This is a genomic window from Pedobacter riviphilus, from assembly GCF_014692875.1.
Lineage (GTDB): Bacteria > Bacteroidota > Bacteroidia > Sphingobacteriales > Sphingobacteriaceae > Pedobacter > Pedobacter riviphilus.
The window spans coordinates 1112462-1128618 of record NZ_CP061171.1; the positions used below are offsets into that span (position 1 = coordinate 1112462).

Genomic DNA, 16157 nt, shown 5'->3' on the forward strand with positions numbered 1-16157 from the left:
TATTGTGGGGCGGTTTTGTGTATATAATTTTTGTCAGATTATAGGTGCAAAAAATAAATCAAGAAACCGGCTTCATTATTAAGTAGTAAATTAAATCGAAGACGTTACATTTTAAACTGGCATGTAATTATGGAAATTAAAATAACAACCAATCAGATTTTGAAAGTATTACAGATACTTTCGTGGATAATTTTTATCGGCCTATGTGTAGAAGCAGGTGGGGTACTTGTTAATACAATTATTACATCATTTATAAATCCGCAGGGCGTGAAGAACTTTTGGGATGGAGCAGATTACTTGTCAAGTGTTTACAAATTTGATCAGGGTTATTTCCTGGTTATTACACTCGTTATGATTATTGTTGCTGTGCTAAAAGCAATCATGTTCTATCTAATTGTGAAATTGTTTATCGATAAAAGACTCCGTATTTCTCAGCCTTTCAGTATAGAATTGAAGCATTTTATTCTGATACAGGTCTTTTTAGCCCTTGGTATAGGTTTTTTTGCCCATTTAGGTTATAAATATACGGTTTGGCTCGCACACCAAGGGGTTATGGTTGCTGATCTTAAAACGTTAAATATGGATGGGGCTGATGTTTGGTTCTTTATGGCTGTTGTGCTTTTTATAATTGTACAGGTTGTGAACAGAGGAATAGAAATTCAACAAGAAAACGATTTAACGATATAATTATGAAAACGCAGAATCAAATTAGGTTAATTAAAATGGGTTATGTGGTAACACTTTCAGTCGTAATACTATTTTCGCTTAAAGATGCATCAAAGGGTTTTGAAGAAGGGTATACAGATACTGGAAAAGGCGGGCTATTAGATTTGGTACAGGGTTTATTTATATTGATAATTGTGTTCTTTAGCTCAAGGGTATTGGTTTATCTCTATCGTTTTATTAATTCGATAGAAATAGGCAATGTTTTTAGTATTGAAAATACAGGAAGGCTTACACGTATGGGGTGGTATTGTACTATGATTCCATTTCTGTTGTTCACTTATAACGCTATGGTTTATGCAAATCAATCAAATAATCGACAGGATATAGTATTTAAGATAATTGAAAATGTTGATTTCCAGATCTGGCTGTTAATTTTTGGCTTAACACTTTTAACAATAGCATTTGTGTTTAGAAAAGGGATTGAACTGCAACAAGAAAATGATTTAACGATATAAGCTCATGCCGATAATTGTAAACTTAGATGTAATGTTGGCCAGGCGTAAAATGTCGTTAACCGAATTAAGCGAGCGGGTAGGGATAACCATGTCTAATTTATCTATCCTTAAAACAGGTAAGGCGAAGGCGGTTCGTTTGGAAACTTTAGAGGCAATTTGTAAGGCTTTAGATTGCCAGCCGGGTGATATCCTGGAATTCCGAACAGAGTAAACCCCGCATGTTTTTAAAGCCTGCCAGGTTTGATAGCGCCCAAGAACCACCTACGTTGTTAAATAAACCTGATAGAACGGAAAGCCCGGAGCGAAGTATGAGTGAGGACTTGGAGGGATAGCAGGAGAGGAGGCTGCCATACTAACAGAACCACTCATTTTCAAAAAAAATAGTAAGCGAACCTATTCAGTATATAAATCTGAGTTTTATAATTAACATGCTTTTAAGGAGTCTCCTGAAATTGTTTTTAGTCATGTCTTCACCCAGAATTTAACCCCTAGCAGGAAAGATTTAGATTGCCAGCCGGGTGATATCCTGGAATTCCGAACAGAGTAAACCTCGCATGTTTTTAAAACCTGCCAGGTTTGATAGCGCCCAAGAACCACCTACGTTGTTAAATAAACCTGATAGAACGGAAAGCCCGGAGCGAAGTATGAGTGAGGACTTGGAGGGATAGCAGGAGAGGAGGCCGCCATACTAACAGAACCACCCATTTTCAAAAAAAATAGTAAGCGAACCTATTCAGTATATAAATCTGAGTTTTATAATTAACATGCTTCTAAGGAGTCTCCTGAAATTGTTTTTAGTCATGTCTTCACCCAGAATTTAACCCCTAGCAGGAAAGATTTAGATTGCCAGCCGGGTGATATCCTGGAATTCCGAACAGAGTAAACCCCGCATGTTTTAAAAACTGCCAGGTTTGATAGCGCCCAAGAACCACCTACGTTGTTAAATAAACCTGATAGAACGGAAAGCCCGGAGCGAAGTATGAGTGAGGACTTGGAGGGATAGCAGGAGAGGAGGCTGCCATACTAACAGAACCACTCATTTTCAAAAAAAAATAGTAAGCGAACCTATTCAGTATATAAATCTGAGTTTTATAATTAACATGCTTCTAAGGAGTCTCCTGAAATGGTTTTTAGTCATGTCTTCACCCAGAATTTAACCCCTAGCGGGAAAGATGCTGAAACAAGTTCAGCATGACGATCGCGTTAGTTAAATATGCTAAAAATTAATTAGTAAGAATAAACATTTGTAGAACTTAGGTTTTTTTGGGAAAAGAGGGGGAATAAAAAAACCTTCCAGTTTGCACTGAAAGGTTTTCAATATGATATACGCTTTTTGCTTTGGTCTTTCGACTTTTAGCTTAAGCCTATGCTTGTTCAGCCAATACTTTGGTTACTAAATCAGCTGCTTCTTTTAAAGCAATTGCTGAGTAAACTTTAAGTCCAGACTCATCGATTAATTTTTTAGCTTCTTCAGCATTTGTGCCTTGCAAACGGCAGATAATTGGCACCGGAATGTTACCGATTTCTTTATAAGCATCGATTACACCCTGAGCAACACGGTCGCAACGAACAATACCGCCGAAAATGTTGATCAAAATTGCTTTAACGTTAGGGTCTTTCAAAATGATATTGAAAGCCGCTTTAACCGTTTGTGCATTAGCAGTTCCACCAACATCTAAGAAGTTAGCAGGCTCACCACCAGCCAGTTTAATGATATCCATGGTTGCCATAGCTAAACCAGCACCGTTAACCATACAACCTACGTTACCATCAAGGTTAACGAAGTTTAGGTTAGAGGCACTTGCTTCAACTTCCATTGGATCTTCTTCCGTAACATCGCGCATGGCTGCATAATCAGGGTGACGGAATAAACCGTTTTCATCCAGGTTAACTTTGGCATCTACCGCAATTACTTTATCATCAGAAGTTTTTAATACCGGGTTAATTTCGAACATCGAAGAATCGGTTGCTTCGTAAGCTTTGTATAAAGCAGTAACGAATTTTACCATTTCTTTGAAAGCGTTACCGCTCACACCTAAGTTGAACGCAATTTTACGTGCTTGGAAGCCTTGTAAGCCAACTTTAGGATCAATCTCTTCTTTAAAAATTAAGTGCGGCGTATGTTCTGCAACTTCTTCGATATCCATACCGCCTTCGGTACTGTACATGATGATATTGCGACCTTTCGCACGGTCTAACAGTACCGAGATGTAGAATTCTTTAGTTTCAGAAGCGCCTGGATAATAAACATCCTGAGCTACTAAAATCTTGTTCACTTTTTTACCTTCTGGTCCGGTTTGAGGAGTTACCAGTTGCATGCCGATAATATCGGTAGCACGTTGTTTAACTTCTTCCAGGTTTTTGGCTAATTTAACACCACCACCTTTACCGCGACCACCAGCGTGGATTTGCGCTTTAATTACAACCCAGTCAGAATTATAATCAGTTTTCAGTTGCTTAGCAGCCTCAACAGCTTGCTCAGGAGTATCGGCAACTATTCCTTCTTGAACGTTAACACCGAAACTTTTTAATATTTGTTTACCCTGGTATTCGTGAATATTCATCTGTTTATATTTTTGTCTTTATCTGTCAGATGGAGCCTTTTACCATTAAAATAATTATTTTAACAGTATCGGGTTCATTTGCTACAAAATTTGCCCAAAGCTACAATTTCAAACCCTTTAAACAAATAGCAATCGCCGATTTTTTCAGAAAATGAACGTTTTATGTTAATCGGGAAATTAGTGCCTGTAATGTGCGCTAGTTTATAGTGTTCCGCTGATTTCGCTAATATGCACAGAGATTTTTTATTTGAAAGTGAGAGGGTGGTTCTTCGTGGCGGCTGGTGGCCCTGCTTTCCGCTATAAGTCCTCACTACGCTCCGGGCTTATCGCTGTAATCGGGCTTAAAAACAATTTGGTTCCTAACAAATGCAAAAAAAATATATTTCCTCTGCACTAATTATCTTAAATCTGCGGGAACAAAAGGGTTAATAGTGTTCTTTAACTTCCAGCAAAAGGTGTCCCGAATATACCAACAGCCAGTTCTGCCCAGATCAGGAATAAGGCTAGTAAAATAACAACGAGTATTAATGTTCTTAAAGTGCCTGTTTTTAAGTTTCTAATTACAAGTTCTATAGCTAAACCCGTGCTGAGTAGTAATGTTCCCGCGATTATAAAATCGGATAGTGTCCAGTCCACCTCATTAGTAAATTGCATGGCTATTAAAGGAATAGCCAATATTGACGCGATTACGCTTAAAATAATGATGATTCTTAGTTTGCCTGAGCCAATTATTTCTTGAGTTTTCATGATTTTAATGTTTTAATTTACGTTTTTAATGGATAATTAAATAATTTTTAGTTTCCCCGGTGCGATTTACACCAGGGAGCTAAGAGTTGAGCGGTTAATTATAAAATGATTTGCCAAACAGCTTTAACTTTCTTTAATTTTGCTTGAGCGGTTGGAATAATGATTTGTGTCTCCTTAAAATCGCCGTATTTTCTGCTTAATTCTGCTATCGAAACAGATTTACCATTTTTTATAAAAACGACTAAGTTGAAATGATCAAGATGTCTTATCCCGTTGTTCCGAATGTTTCTTAAATCCATTTTTAACTTAGATTGAAGTATATTTATTTGAGCATAGGGAGCAATAATCAGTATATGATCTGCATCTAAATTTTCAATCTTAGCGAAATCAATACTTTGTTGTGAAATAATTTGATCTATTATACAATGGGTTAATGTTTGGTCAGCGCTCAATTGATAAAAATAATTCCAAGAGAACAGTCCAATGATCAAAATGATTAGAAATGCTTTTGCTTTCATGATTCTTGACACTATTATTTTTTACTTACACCAAAGTATTCCGCCGTATTCCAATCCTGTAAATTCCATGATAACCAGCTTACCTTTTTGAAATTTTCCTTAAAATAACCGATACGTTTATCAAGCTTTTTGGTATAAAAATCGGCTGTTTCTGGTGTAACAATTTCTCTTCCATGCAGATCTTTAGATGCGGTATAGTGTAGTTTTGATCTGTTTTTATCTAAAGTAGGCAATGTTTTATCGGATAATGAAAGCAGATAATCCACATCAATGCCAACCTGATCACTTTGCGCTAAATTATATTTGGCAATAAAAACATCCCAGTTAACGAGGCTGAAAGCCAGTAACAGTACAAACCAGATATTTCCATTCACTTTAAATAAATAGAAAAGTGTTTTCTGTTTGGCAACTTTTATATATACCGTTGCTAAGCCAATAATGCAGAGTAAGGCAAAAACCACAACGCCAATTCTTTTATGTGTTAAGCCGTAAAATTCGATGTAATAGCCATCGCGTATAAAAACAGAAATAATGAGGATGAAATTCTGTATCATCCAGGTAAAGGCCAGTGTTTTTAGTATTTTACTTTTGTTGTAAAAATTTAGATTTCCGCGGAAGAAATACAAAATTACAGCCATGGCAAGTACAATGCTAAATATTAATGCATTGGTGCCGTCGTGAAGATCGGAAGAAAAATTTCCTGCCGGTTTGTAACCAAACCAGAGTGTGGAAATATCAATCAGATTTATGCATAACAGTAAAAGATTTAATGAAACAAAAGAAATGATCCCGATAATATATTCAGTTTTTAAGGCCATTTTTTTTGTAATTATCTGTGAAGTAAAGGTATTCACAACTTCATACCAAATGCTTTTGGGTTTTTGACTGCGTCTGATCCGTAACAGCTTTTCACTGCAGCCTGCTTCTAATCTTTCGATACTTTTATTATAAAAAGTGATGATGAGCCCCCTGTTACCATAGTACCCAGACAAAAATGAAAGAAACGAGGCAAACTTAAATCCTGTAGTATAAATCCGAATACATTATTGAAAAAGTCGGAAATGCAAGTTAGTGTTAACCCAAGGTAATGTGCAAAAACCTGATTAGCGCCGCTGTAAATACCTGTAAAAACCAACAGAATAATCAGCGGGAGTATGATGTATTTAATCGGTCTGAAAATAGGTTTTAAATTGAAGTTTCCAATTTTAACATCAGATAATCTTTTGATTAAGCTAACGGGAATCGTAATCATTTGGATAGCGGTGGCCAAAGCAGCTACATAAATGGTACGTACAGCTTGATAATGGGCAAAACCTACAAACAGCACCAAACTAATGAAATAAGTTACGGTAGTAAGTGTTGAATTATTGATCACAACCAGTATAGCAGCCAGCAAGTGTGCTAGCATATAAAATTTAAATTTGGTGCTTTTTATTACCTCAGGGTTAAAAATGGTAACCGCTATAATAAAAATGCTGTAAATCAGTTGGTTTAAGGCCAGCCACTCTTCCCAGAAGATGTAGCTAAAAAGTAATCCGCCCAACAGGGTAGAGAAGAATAAAAAGTTGGATTTCATTTTGTTTAGGATTAAAAAATAGGATGTAATACAAGAAAGAGATAGAAAAAGCTTAGGGGAATATTTAGCAGCATACTGATAATGGCCACGATGTATGCTCTCCTGTAGTCGGTGTTGTAGATTAGTTCTAATAAAAGTATCAATAAAAAGATGCCGTTAATTACAAATGCCGATAGTACATAAACCAATCCCAAGCCTATCAAAAAACCTGCATGGGATATCATATAGGCTATTAAAATCATGGTTCCGAAAAATGCAGAATAGTAGGCAAGTTTCTTTCCAACGTAAATCATTTGGGGTTCTTTAATTTCTTCTTTCATCTTTAAAAGTGCTTTGAATTTCAAAGTAAATAGTTAAAAAAAAATAGCTTATAGTTTTTTGATCATTTTTTCAAGTGCATCTAAATGTGCTTTAAAAGCCTGTTTGCCTAAAGCCGTGATAGAGTAGGTGGTGCTGGTTTTTCTGCCGATAAAACCTTTGTACACCTTAATAAATTCGGCCTGTTCTAACGTATTTAAATGTGAAGCCAAATTGCCATCGGTTAATTCGAGCATCTGTTTCAGGTCGTTAAAGCCAATTTCATCGTTTACCACCAGGATAGACATAACGCCCAACCTGATCCGGCTATCGAATATTTTATTTAAATCTGCTATCGGGTTTTTCATCCTTACTGACCTCTCTCATATTTAAAATACATTAAAAGACCATAAACAATGTGCAGTATACCAAAGCCGAAAGCCCAAAAAATTAACCCGTAACCAACGTAAAACATGCAGATCAACCCAAGTATTACTTCGCAAAGCCCCAGGTAGCGAATATCACTGTAAGTATATTTACTGGCATTAATAAGTGCTAAGCCATAAAAAATTAAGCAGCTCGGGGCAATAATGCTATAAGTATTTGGATGGTTAATTAATAAAGCAATAATAAATAATCCACCAGCAAACAAAGGAACAAATAAATTGATTAAGAGTGATTTAGAGGTTTTATCCCAGATAGGAAGATTGTTTTTTTGACTCTTTCTATAGGTAAATAAAACGCCACCAGCTAAAGCAATCACTAGAACAAAAACACCAAGTTTTATCAAGTTAAACTCCAAGTCCATTTCTCCATCTACACCATAACCGTAACCTCGTTTATTGATGAATTTGTTAATTTCATCATTAGCAAAGTAAGCGCCAATTAAAGCAATAACGCCAGCAAAAACACCAGATAAACCACTCAAAGAAATAAATCTCGAAGACCTGTCCATCATATGTCTGATATCTTTTAAGGCATTTAATTGTTCTTCTTGAGTGTTCATTTTAAAAGTGCTTTGTTTTTCAAAGTTAAATAGAAAATTGATATCTGCAAATCTTTTTTTGTTTTTTTCTTTTGGCATGATTACACGGATGAATAGATTACACAGATTTTAAAGATCTAATTTTTTCGAATTTGTTTTCTAATTTTTGCTAAGCCTTCAGTCTTTGGTCTTTAGTCTTTCCGCTTTTTTACTAAATTTGAACCATGCTAAAAGCCACTGGAATAAGAAAATCGTACGGAAATCTGCAAATTTTAAAAGGCGTAAATTTTGAAGTGCAAAAAGGAGAGATTGTAAGCATTATTGGCCCATCTGGTGCAGGTAAAAGTACTTTGTTGCATATTTTAGGGACATTGGATAAACCTGATGAGGGATCTGTTGAGTTAAAAGGTACGACCATAAATAAATTGAATGGCGATTTATTGAGTACTTTCCGAAACCAGAATATAGGTTTTGTATTTCAGTTTCATCATTTGTTGCCGGAATTTAGTGCAATTGAAAATATTTGTATCCCGGCATTTATAGCCAAAACCAATAAAAAACAGGCTGAAAACAGGGCGTTTGAACTTTTAGATCTGTTCGGACTTAAAGATAGAGCCCAGCATAAGCCCAATCAGCTGTCTGGCGGTGAGCAGCAACGTGTAGCCATTGCAAGAGCGCTGATCAATAATCCTTCAATCATATTGGCCGATGAGCCTTCAGGGAATTTGGATTCTGAAAATGCGGCAGGATTACATCAGTTATTTGTTAGTTTGCGCGATAATTTCCATCAAACGTTTGTAATTGTTACGCACAATGAACACCTTGCAAAAACCAGCGATCGCGTGGTGAGCATGAAAGATGGTTTAATTGTATAAAAGCGAGGATTTAAGGATTATATGATTTTAGGAAGAATACGGACATCCAATCATGCTCTCATTCAAAACCCTCTCATTCACTAATTTTATTCATTCAATAATTAAATTTTGAAAATACTCATTACCAGCGGAAATAATGCGAAAGCTTTAAAGCTGATGAAAGCATTCCCAAGTCATTTTGTACTACTGGCCGATTATGGCGATGTACCCGGCATCATTACAGAAAAATATGCTTTTTCTTCCTTAGGCTTGTTAAATAAAGATAGCATAGCTCACATTTTGCTTAACTTTTGCATTACTGAAGGGATAGATTGCATCATCCCTTTACACGATTATGAAGTTGAGCCATTGGCTAAGTCTGCAGTGCTTTTTGGGGAGTATGGAATTCAGGTGCTTTTGCCTAATGCTGATGTAATTGCAGATTATTTACCCCAGGAAAAGCAATCTTTTCAAAATTTTGCAGTATATATCCATGGCGATTGTATTTATTCGAGCGGGGAAAATACTGTATCCCAGAAACTGTCATCATCATTTAATGGGGTATTCGGCTTTAACAATGTTAATGACTTAAAACTTTTTACAATTTAATATGGATGCCTATCAATACGTTCAGGATAAACAACTTGTTATTTTTGAGTTAGACAATGTGCTTTTTCCTGAAAAGGACTATCTGTTGCAGGTGTATTACCTGTTTGCACAGTTTATAGAATATACCGAGCAAAAAAATGCGCAGCCCATCATCAGCTTTATGCAGACTGAATATGAAAATAACGGAACAGATGGGCTTTTCGAAAAAACGGCTGAACAATTTGGGATTGATGAAAAATATAAATACAATTTCGATCTCCTGCATTTAAATGCCCGTTTGCCGCTTAAGCTCTTGCTTTTTAAAAATATGCTCGAGTTTATGCAGGAGCTTGTTGTAAACCGGAAGCAGATTTTTATTGTAACAGCCGGCAACCCGGAACAACAACTCAATAAAATTAAGCAAACGGAGTGGAACGGACTAGAGCAATACCTTACGGTATATTTTGTTGAGGAATTGGGCCAATCTAAAGCAGAAATTTTTCAGAACATACTAAACAGCAACAATTTATTGCCTAACCAAGCGTTAGTTGTTGGTGCAAATAAATTTGATGAGCAACAATCTAAATTAATTAATTTGCAGTATATTGTATCACTAGAAATTTACAAATAAATATGCTTAGAAAATTTATTTCACAAAACACATTTTGGTGTGCTTTGATCATTGTGGCTGGGCTTACAGCATCGTGTAAAAAGTCAAATAATAATAACCCTGATGCAAATATTGGTGGTGAGTCAAACCTGTTGCAAACTCCAACCAATGACCGGGCATTGCTGACTAAAGATTCGATTTTTTTATATGCCAAACAAACCTATTTCTGGAATGCAGGTATGCCTAATTACGATACGTTTAACCGAGACAATACAACTCTAACAATGCCATCATTGCAGCACTTAAGGCTTTACCCAGCACCGGAGGGAAAGATAAATATTCTTTTATTGATGATGGGACTGTAGCTGGCGAATTAGGTGGCGTAGCTGGAGATTTTGGCTTTTCGGTATTCTTTGCCAGTACGAATGATTTAAGGATCAAATATGTATATGCTGGATCTCCTGCCGGTGTTCAAGGCTTAAAGAGAGGTTATCAGATTACAAAATTAATGGTAGTACAGATATCAATACTACTGATGCAAGGATAGATTATATCGTGAATGCTATTTTTGGCACAAACCCAACGGTTACCATGACAGTTTTAAAACCAGATGGGACTAGTCAGGATGTAACGATAACCAAGGCGAGTTATAATATCAACCCGATACTTTTTACCAAAACATATACTATTGGTGTAAAAAAGGTGGGTTATATTGTATTCAATAGCTTTACCACTAATTCTGTTGCGCTATTGGATGCTGCATTTGCTCAGTTTGCAACGGATGGCGTTAACGAGTTGGTTGTTGATTTAAGGTACAACGGTGGTGGTTCGGTAGCCACATCAGAAGCCTTTACAAATTTAATTGCCCCTGCTTCTCAAAACGGAAAAGTAATGAATACCACATACTGGACTAAAACCATGCAGGATGGAGCCGCAACTATTTTACAAAATCAGAAATTTTATCAAACTGGTTCCGATGGCGTTAAACGAATGTTTTCAATGTTTGATTTAGATTATAAACCAACCCGGGCTGCATTTAATCAAGAAGTCTTTGCAAAACGTGGCTCATTAAATGGCTTAACCAGGGTTTATTTTATTGTAACCAGCGGCACCGCATCAGCAAGTGAGCTATTAATTAATAATTTAAAGCCTGTAATAGATGTTAAACTGATCGGCAAGAAAACTTATGGTAAACCTGTAGGCTTTTTCTCTATCCGTATTGATAAAAATGATTTATACATTCCACAGTTTGAAACCAAAAATCAATTAGATCAAGGGGGCTACTTTGATGGAATGGCAGTTGATAAAGATATTTTTGATGATGTAACCAAAGATTTTGGAGATCCAACAGAAAAATTATTGGCACAGGCCTTATACTATTCGGCGAATGGAAGTTTCTCTTCTTTGATTAAGGATAATACCATTAGCAGTACTTCACCACTATCTAAAACCCAGGTTGGAGATCTTTCTGATAAGTTGGACCACGAATTTAAAGGAATGGTTGAGACCAGAAAGCTGAATTTTAAATAATTAGCTATAAACTTTATCGAAATGGCCAGATTTGAACTACAAATCTGGCCATTTTTTTATAATTATTACACAAATCGAATAAATAAGAGTTGCATTTTTTCTAAAAAATTGATAAGCTTGTTTAACATTAATCGTTAAAGAGACACCATGCCAATAGAAATTGTAGAAAAGGAACATATCAGTTATTTAAATATCATCAATGCAAAGGAAGATCATTCCAATGAACTACAAACCAAACTTGAAGAAGCGCAAAGGCTAGGTAATGAATTTAAATCAAAAGCCGTCATTACTTTTAATACTACCATTGGTCCTAAACGTGTTGATACTACAGTTTGGGCAGTAACAGAGAAATATATACAGCTAAAAAACAATATTCATATTCCGTTAAAAAGTTTAATCGACATTGATTTTTAAGCTTGCTTTAAGGAAATAAATCATCCCGCATTTATTTAACCTTATCAGATCATGAGCATGCTCCATAAAATTGCCTTAACTTTTATTAAATCTATTGGTCCGGTAACGGCCAAAAACCTTCTTGCCTATTGCGGAAGTGCCGAAAATGTATTTTCTGCAAGCAAAAAACAACTTTTAAAAATCCCAGGTGTCGGAGAGAAAACAATTGAAGCCATTCGCAGTACTGATGCTTTGGTTAGGGCCAGACAAGAATTAGATTTTATCGAAAAACATGGGATAGAGGTATTGTTTTTTTCAGACGAGAAATATCCTAAAAGATTAAAGAACTGCATCGATTCGCCTATACTGCTTTATGCCAAAGGGACTGTTGATTTTAACCAGCAGCGCATCATCAGTATTGTTGGTACCCGTAATGCAACAAGCTATGGAAAAAATCTCTGTAAGGAATTATGTGAGGTTTTAGCGCCTTATAACGTTTTGATCGTTAGTGGCTTGGCTTATGGCATTGATGTAACCACCCATAAAGAATGTCTGGCAAATCATATTCCCACAGTTGGGGTACTTGGTCATGGCTTAGACCGGATGTATCCAAAAATTCATAAAGCGGTTGCTCAGAAAATGGTTTTGAATGGAGGCCTGCTTACCGAGTTTCCAATTATGACCAATCCCGATCGGCCTAATTTTCCGCAAAGAAACCGGATTATTGCAGGTATTGCAGATGCCACTGTTGTAGTTGAAGCATCAATAAAAGGTGGCGCCTTAATTACTGCAGAAATTGCTAATTCTTACAATAAAGATGTATATGCCTTTCCGGGTAGAACAAATGATGTTTTTTCAGAAGGATGTAATTTCCTGATCAAGACCAACAGAGCTGGATTAATCACTAATGCTAACGACTTGATTTATTATTTGGGCTGGGATGATGAAATAAAGGTTAAACATAATACTAAACAAACTACGCTGCAGTTAACGCTTACTCCTAACGAGCAGCGGGTTGTTGATGCCTTACAAAATGGTCAACTTTCCATTGATGAGCTTTGCGCTCAATTGAATATTCAGCAAAGTAAGCTGGCAATTATAATCCTTACATTAGAGATGCAGGGCGTTATTGTTTCTTTGCCGGGGAAAATATATAAACTCCTCTAAGGAAATTGAAATTGCATTTTACCCAATAATCAATCTATAATGCCTATCATAATTATAGATTATGTAATTAAATTCTTTTAAATTTTAATTTTCGAAATTATGTTTCAAATAAAATATAGTTTATAAAATAGTTAATGCCATTGCTTAATTTTGCGATATGTGGTACAATAATATTTTAGAAACTATTGGCAATACGCCATTGGTTAAATTAAATACAATAACAAAAGGAGTTCCGGGAACAATTCTGGCGAAAATAGAGACTACGAATCCGGGTAATTCAATTAAAGACCGTATGGCGGTTAAAATGATTGAAGATGCCGAGAAAAGCGGTAAGCTAAAACCAGGCGGAACAATTATAGAAGGAACATCTGGAAACACAGGTATGGGCCTGGCTATGGCCGCCATTATTAAAGGTTACAAATGTATTTTTACCACAACTGATAAACAATCGAAAGAAAAGGTAGATGCTTTACGTGCCTTTGGTGCCGAGGTAATCGTTTGTCCTACAAACGTTGAGCCAGAAGATCCCCGATCTTATTATTCTGTTTCTTCGCGTTTAGAACGCGAGGTTCCCAATTCATGGAAACCGAACCAGTATGATAATTTAGCCAACTCACAAGCGCATTATGAGCAAACTGGCCCTGAGATATGGGCGCAAACTGAAGGTAAAATTACACACTTGGTAGTTGGCGTAGGTACTGGTGGAACCATTTCTGGAACCGGTAAATATTTAAAAGAGAAGAATCCAAATATTAAAGTCTGGGGAATCGATACCTATGGTTCGGTTTTCAAGAAATATAAAGAAACAGGCATATTTGATAAGGATGAGATTTATCCATACATCACAGAAGGTATTGGCGAAGATTTCCTTCCGGCAAACGTAAATTTCGATGTGATCGATCTGTTCGAAAAAGTGACGGATAAAGACGCCGCTTTAATGACACGCGATATTGCACGTAAAGAGGGTATTTTTGTAGGTAACTCTGCCGGTGCAGCCATTGGCGGATTAATTCAGCTAAAAGATAAATTAAAGCCAGAAGATGTTGTTGTTGTTATTTTTCACGATCACGGCAGCCGATACATGGGTAAAATGTATAATGAAGATTGGTTGCGTGAACGCGGATTTTTACAGGACGAAAAATTAACCGCTAAATCTATCCTGGCTAAAAAAGAAAGCACGGAGATTGTAACACTTGATGCACAAAAATCGGTGCTCGAGGCCATCAATACCATTAAATCGATGAATATTTCTCAAATTCCGGTAACACAGCAGGGAATGATTGTGGGCAAAATTGCCGAAAGCGATATTTTATCAGCATTGCTTGAAAATCCAGGCTTAAAATCGGCGCCGATTTCAGAAATTATGACGGCTACTTTCCCGTTTGTTGATTTGAATACTTCTATTGATAAAATTTCTTCATTGATTAATAAAGAAAACTCAGCAGTGTTAGTAGAAGATGAAACCGGTAAGATCGAGATCATTACCCAGTATGATATTATTAATGCGATATCGGGGTAGGGGTGTTTAATTCCTGCGATTGTCCTCCTGAACTTGTTTCAGGATCTTTATCGCACGGAAGATGCTGATCCAGAAGACAACCTCCTGGTCGTCACCCTAATTTATTCAGGATCTTAATGTTAAGACTAATAGATGAAATAAATTTAGCATGATGATTCCCCTTAAAAGTGATCAAATAAAAAACGCCCGAGTAAAATTTTACTCGGGCGTTTTGGTGTTATGTTATTTTCACTTTAAGCTTTAGTCTTTCAACTTCTAGCTTAGTGGCTCGGTGCATCAGCGTTTACACGCTTAATCTGCGCGCCTAAGGCACGTAAACGGGTGTCGATATCCTGATAGCCACGTTCAATCTGTTCGATATTGTAAATGGTCGATTTGCCTTCAGCAGATAAAGCCGCAATTAATAATGAAACTCCAGCTCTAATGTCAGGAGAAGTCATACTGATTCCACGAAGTTTGTATTTTTTATCGATACCGTTAACCGTTGCGCGGTGCGGGTCGCATAGGATAATCTGAGCGCCCATATCGATCAATTTATCCACGAAGAATAAACGGCTTTCGAACATTTTTTGGTGGATTAAAACGTTTCCTTTTGCCTGTGTGGCCACAACCAGAACAATACTCAATAAATCAGGCGTAAAACCTGGCCAGGGAGCATCAGCAATGGTCAAAATCGAACCATCAATAAAAGTATCGATTTCGTAATGTTTTTGAGCAGGAACATAAATATCATCGCCTCGACGCTCTAATTTAATGCCCAGTTTTCTGAAAACCTCTGGTATTACACCCAGTTCATCATAACAAACATCTTTAATGGTAATTTCTGACTCTGTCATGGCAGCCATACCAATAAAAGAGCCAATTTCGATCATATCCGGCAACATTCTGTGCTCGGTTCCACCTAATACTTTAACGCCTTCAATGGTAAGCAGGTTAGAGCCAATGCCCGATATTTTTGCACCCATGCGGTTAAGCATTTTGCAAAGCTGTTGCAAATACGGCTCGCAGGCAGCGTTGTAAATGGTGGTAGTACCTTTGGCTAAAACAGCAGCCATTACAATGTTTGCCGTTCCGGTTACCGATGCTTCATCTAACAAAATGTAAGCACCCTGTAAATTGGTGGCATCTACATTAAAGAAAGCTTTTTTACTGTCGTAAACGAATTTTGCACCTAATTTTTCGAAACCGATAAAGTGTGTATCCAATCTTCTACGGCCGATTTTATCACCGCCCGGTTTCGGGATAGCTGCTTTACCAAAACGTGCCAACAATGGCCCAACAATCATAATCGAACCACGTAAACCACCACCTTTCGATTTAAAAGTATCAGATTCAAAGAAATTCAAATCAATATTTTTAGCTTCAAAGGTATAGGTATCTTTATTGATACGCTCAACGGTAACACCTAAATCGCCAAGTAATTCAATCAGTTTGTTAACATCCTTAATGTCGGGGATATTACTGATCGTTACTTTCTTTTCGGTAAGCAATACAGCTGATAAAATCTGTAAAGCCTCATTTTTGGCTCCCTGAGGGGTAATTTCGCCTTTTAATTTAATTCCGCCTGTTATTTCAAATGCGTTCATATTTTTTTCTTTTGCTAACCCGTTCGTCATGCCGAATTTATT

Annotated in this window: 20 protein-coding genes; 11 read left to right on the forward strand and 9 right to left on the reverse strand. The window is 36.6% G+C overall.

Features of this window, described 5'->3' with window-relative positions; all coding sequences use genetic code 11:
- The first annotated feature begins 129 nt into the window (after nucleotides 1-129).
- The 3 genes from H9N25_RS04585 to H9N25_RS04595 are packed head-to-tail and all read left to right on the forward strand — an operon-like array spanning nucleotide 130 to nucleotide 1392.
- A complete protein-coding gene (locus tag H9N25_RS04585) occupies nucleotides 130-687 on the forward strand; it encodes a DUF2975 domain-containing protein (protein WP_190328095.1) in 558 nt (185 codons plus the stop codon).
- Nucleotides 688-689: 2 nt separating this feature from the next.
- Nucleotides 690-1181 (forward strand): DUF2975 domain-containing protein, encoded by a 492-nt coding sequence (locus H9N25_RS04590; protein ID WP_167293607.1) that lies wholly within the window; start codon nucleotides 690-692, stop codon nucleotides 1179-1181.
- Nucleotides 1182-1185: 4 nt separating this feature from the next.
- Nucleotides 1186-1392: a helix-turn-helix domain-containing protein gene (locus tag H9N25_RS04595; protein ID WP_167293608.1), complete on the forward strand. Its 207-nt coding sequence runs from the start codon at nucleotides 1186-1188 to the stop codon at nucleotides 1390-1392.
- 1153 nt (nucleotides 1393-2545) lie between these two features.
- Here the strand turns inward: H9N25_RS04595 and sucC are convergent.
- The 8 genes from sucC to H9N25_RS04635 form a co-directional block, all read right to left on the reverse strand.
- Entirely contained in the window at nucleotides 2546-3745 is a 1200-nt protein-coding gene (gene sucC / locus H9N25_RS04600) for an ADP-forming succinate--CoA ligase subunit beta (RefSeq protein WP_167293609.1), read from the reverse strand.
- A 438-nt stretch (nucleotides 3746-4183) separates the two neighbouring features.
- A complete protein-coding gene (locus tag H9N25_RS04605) occupies nucleotides 4184-4492 on the reverse strand; it encodes a hypothetical protein (protein ID WP_190328096.1) in 309 nt (102 codons plus the stop codon).
- 98 nt (nucleotides 4493-4590) lie between these two features.
- A complete protein-coding gene (locus tag H9N25_RS04610; protein WP_190328097.1) occupies nucleotides 4591-5010 on the reverse strand; it encodes a hypothetical protein in 420 nt (139 codons plus the stop codon).
- A 14-nt stretch (nucleotides 5011-5024) separates the two neighbouring features.
- A complete protein-coding gene (locus H9N25_RS04615; protein ID WP_190328098.1) occupies nucleotides 5025-5828 on the reverse strand; it encodes a DUF4153 domain-containing protein in 804 nt (267 codons plus the stop codon).
- Between the two features lie 107 nt (nucleotides 5829-5935).
- A complete protein-coding gene (locus H9N25_RS04620; RefSeq protein WP_190328099.1) occupies nucleotides 5936-6586 on the reverse strand; it encodes a hypothetical protein in 651 nt (216 codons plus the stop codon).
- 11 nt (nucleotides 6587-6597) lie between these two features.
- A complete protein-coding gene (locus H9N25_RS04625; protein WP_190328100.1) occupies nucleotides 6598-6906 on the reverse strand; it encodes a hypothetical protein in 309 nt (102 codons plus the stop codon).
- A 48-nt stretch (nucleotides 6907-6954) separates the two neighbouring features.
- Nucleotides 6955-7251 carry a winged helix-turn-helix domain-containing protein gene (locus tag H9N25_RS04630; RefSeq protein ID WP_167293614.1) on the reverse strand — a complete coding sequence of 99 codons (297 nt, stop codon included), beginning with the start codon at nucleotides 7249-7251 and terminating at the stop codon, nucleotides 6955-6957.
- 2 nt (nucleotides 7252-7253) lie between these two features.
- The gene (locus H9N25_RS04635; protein ID WP_167295470.1) at nucleotides 7254-7889 is read right to left on the reverse strand and encodes a hypothetical protein; all 636 of its coding nucleotides are present in this window, start codon (nucleotides 7887-7889) and stop codon (nucleotides 7254-7256) included.
- A 203-nt stretch (nucleotides 7890-8092) separates the two neighbouring features.
- On the opposite strand from H9N25_RS04635, the gene H9N25_RS04640 reads away from it, so the two are divergent.
- The 8 genes from H9N25_RS04640 (at nucleotide 8093) to H9N25_RS04675 (ending at nucleotide 14529) form a co-directional block, all read left to right on the forward strand.
- On the forward strand, nucleotides 8093-8743 hold the full coding sequence (locus H9N25_RS04640) for an ABC transporter ATP-binding protein (RefSeq protein WP_190328101.1): 651 nt from the start codon (nucleotides 8093-8095) through the stop codon (nucleotides 8741-8743).
- 108 nt (nucleotides 8744-8851) lie between these two features.
- On the forward strand, nucleotides 8852-9331 hold the full coding sequence (locus H9N25_RS04645; protein ID WP_190328102.1) for an ATP-grasp domain-containing protein: 480 nt from the start codon (nucleotides 8852-8854) through the stop codon (nucleotides 9329-9331).
- A gap of 1 nt (nucleotide 9332) precedes the next feature.
- Nucleotides 9333-9941: an HAD family hydrolase gene (locus tag H9N25_RS04650; protein WP_169502039.1), complete on the forward strand. Its 609-nt coding sequence runs from the start codon at nucleotides 9333-9335 to the stop codon at nucleotides 9939-9941.
- A gap of 2 nt (nucleotides 9942-9943) precedes the next feature.
- Nucleotides 9944-10285 (forward strand): hypothetical protein, encoded by a 342-nt coding sequence (locus tag H9N25_RS04655; protein ID WP_190328103.1) that lies wholly within the window; start codon nucleotides 9944-9946, stop codon nucleotides 10283-10285.
- A 226-nt stretch (nucleotides 10286-10511) separates the two neighbouring features.
- Nucleotides 10512-11450 (forward strand): S41 family peptidase, encoded by a 939-nt coding sequence (locus H9N25_RS04660; protein WP_190328104.1) that lies wholly within the window; start codon nucleotides 10512-10514, stop codon nucleotides 11448-11450.
- 147 nt (nucleotides 11451-11597) lie between these two features.
- On the forward strand, nucleotides 11598-11864 hold the full coding sequence (locus H9N25_RS04665; RefSeq protein WP_167293619.1) for a hypothetical protein: 267 nt from the start codon (nucleotides 11598-11600) through the stop codon (nucleotides 11862-11864).
- A gap of 51 nt (nucleotides 11865-11915) precedes the next feature.
- A complete protein-coding gene (gene dprA, locus H9N25_RS04670) occupies nucleotides 11916-13010 on the forward strand; it encodes a DNA-processing protein DprA (RefSeq protein WP_190328105.1) in 1095 nt (364 codons plus the stop codon).
- A gap of 157 nt (nucleotides 13011-13167) precedes the next feature.
- On the forward strand, nucleotides 13168-14529 hold the full coding sequence (locus tag H9N25_RS04675; RefSeq protein ID WP_167293620.1) for a pyridoxal-phosphate dependent enzyme: 1362 nt from the start codon (nucleotides 13168-13170) through the stop codon (nucleotides 14527-14529).
- Between the two features lie 260 nt (nucleotides 14530-14789).
- Here the strand turns inward: H9N25_RS04675 and murA are convergent, their stop codons facing one another.
- On the reverse strand, nucleotides 14790-16115 hold the full coding sequence (gene murA, locus H9N25_RS04680; protein WP_167295472.1) for a UDP-N-acetylglucosamine 1-carboxyvinyltransferase: 1326 nt from the start codon (nucleotides 16113-16115) through the stop codon (nucleotides 14790-14792).
- Nucleotides 16116-16157: the final 42 nt, after the last annotated feature.

Bases quoted from the DNA above. Each gene is read 5' to 3' on its own strand.
- H9N25_RS04585 (WP_190328095.1), top strand. From the start codon at position 130: ATGGAAATTAAAATAACAACCAATCAGATTTTGAAAGTATTACAGATA.
- H9N25_RS04590 (WP_167293607.1), top strand. From the start codon at position 690: ATGAAAACGCAGAATCAAATTAGGTTAATTAAAATGGGTTATGTGGTA.
- H9N25_RS04595 (WP_167293608.1), top strand. From the start codon at position 1,186: ATGCCGATAATTGTAAACTTAGATGTAATGTTGGCCAGGCGTAAAATG.
- sucC (WP_167293609.1), bottom strand. From the start codon at position 3,745: ATGAATATTCACGAATACCAGGGTAAACAAATATTAAAAAGTTTCGGT.
- H9N25_RS04605 (WP_190328096.1), bottom strand. From the start codon at position 4,492: ATGAAAACTCAAGAAATAATTGGCTCAGGCAAACTAAGAATCATCATT.
- H9N25_RS04610 (WP_190328097.1), bottom strand. From the start codon at position 5,010: ATGAAAGCAAAAGCATTTCTAATCATTTTGATCATTGGACTGTTCTCT.
- H9N25_RS04615 (WP_190328098.1), bottom strand. From the start codon at position 5,828: ATGGCCTTAAAAACTGAATATATTATCGGGATCATTTCTTTTGTTTCA.
- H9N25_RS04620 (WP_190328099.1), bottom strand. From the start codon at position 6,586: ATGAAATCCAACTTTTTATTCTTCTCTACCCTGTTGGGCGGATTACTT.
- H9N25_RS04625 (WP_190328100.1), bottom strand. From the start codon at position 6,906: ATGAAAGAAGAAATTAAAGAACCCCAAATGATTTACGTTGGAAAGAAA.
- H9N25_RS04630 (WP_167293614.1), bottom strand. From the start codon at position 7,251: ATGAAAAACCCGATAGCAGATTTAAATAAAATATTCGATAGCCGGATC.
- H9N25_RS04635 (WP_167295470.1), bottom strand. From the start codon at position 7,889: ATGAACACTCAAGAAGAACAATTAAATGCCTTAAAAGATATCAGACAT.
- H9N25_RS04640 (WP_190328101.1), top strand. From the start codon at position 8,093: ATGCTAAAAGCCACTGGAATAAGAAAATCGTACGGAAATCTGCAAATT.
- H9N25_RS04650 (WP_169502039.1), top strand. From the start codon at position 9,333: ATGGATGCCTATCAATACGTTCAGGATAAACAACTTGTTATTTTTGAG.
- H9N25_RS04655 (WP_190328103.1), top strand. From the start codon at position 9,944: ATGCTTAGAAAATTTATTTCACAAAACACATTTTGGTGTGCTTTGATC.
- H9N25_RS04660 (WP_190328104.1), top strand. From the start codon at position 10,512: ATGACAGTTTTAAAACCAGATGGGACTAGTCAGGATGTAACGATAACC.
- H9N25_RS04665 (WP_167293619.1), top strand. From the start codon at position 11,598: ATGCCAATAGAAATTGTAGAAAAGGAACATATCAGTTATTTAAATATC.
- dprA (WP_190328105.1), top strand. From the start codon at position 11,916: ATGAGCATGCTCCATAAAATTGCCTTAACTTTTATTAAATCTATTGGT.
- H9N25_RS04675 (WP_167293620.1), top strand. From the start codon at position 13,168: ATGTGGTACAATAATATTTTAGAAACTATTGGCAATACGCCATTGGTT.
- murA (WP_167295472.1), bottom strand. From the start codon at position 16,115: ATGAACGCATTTGAAATAACAGGCGGAATTAAATTAAAAGGCGAAATT.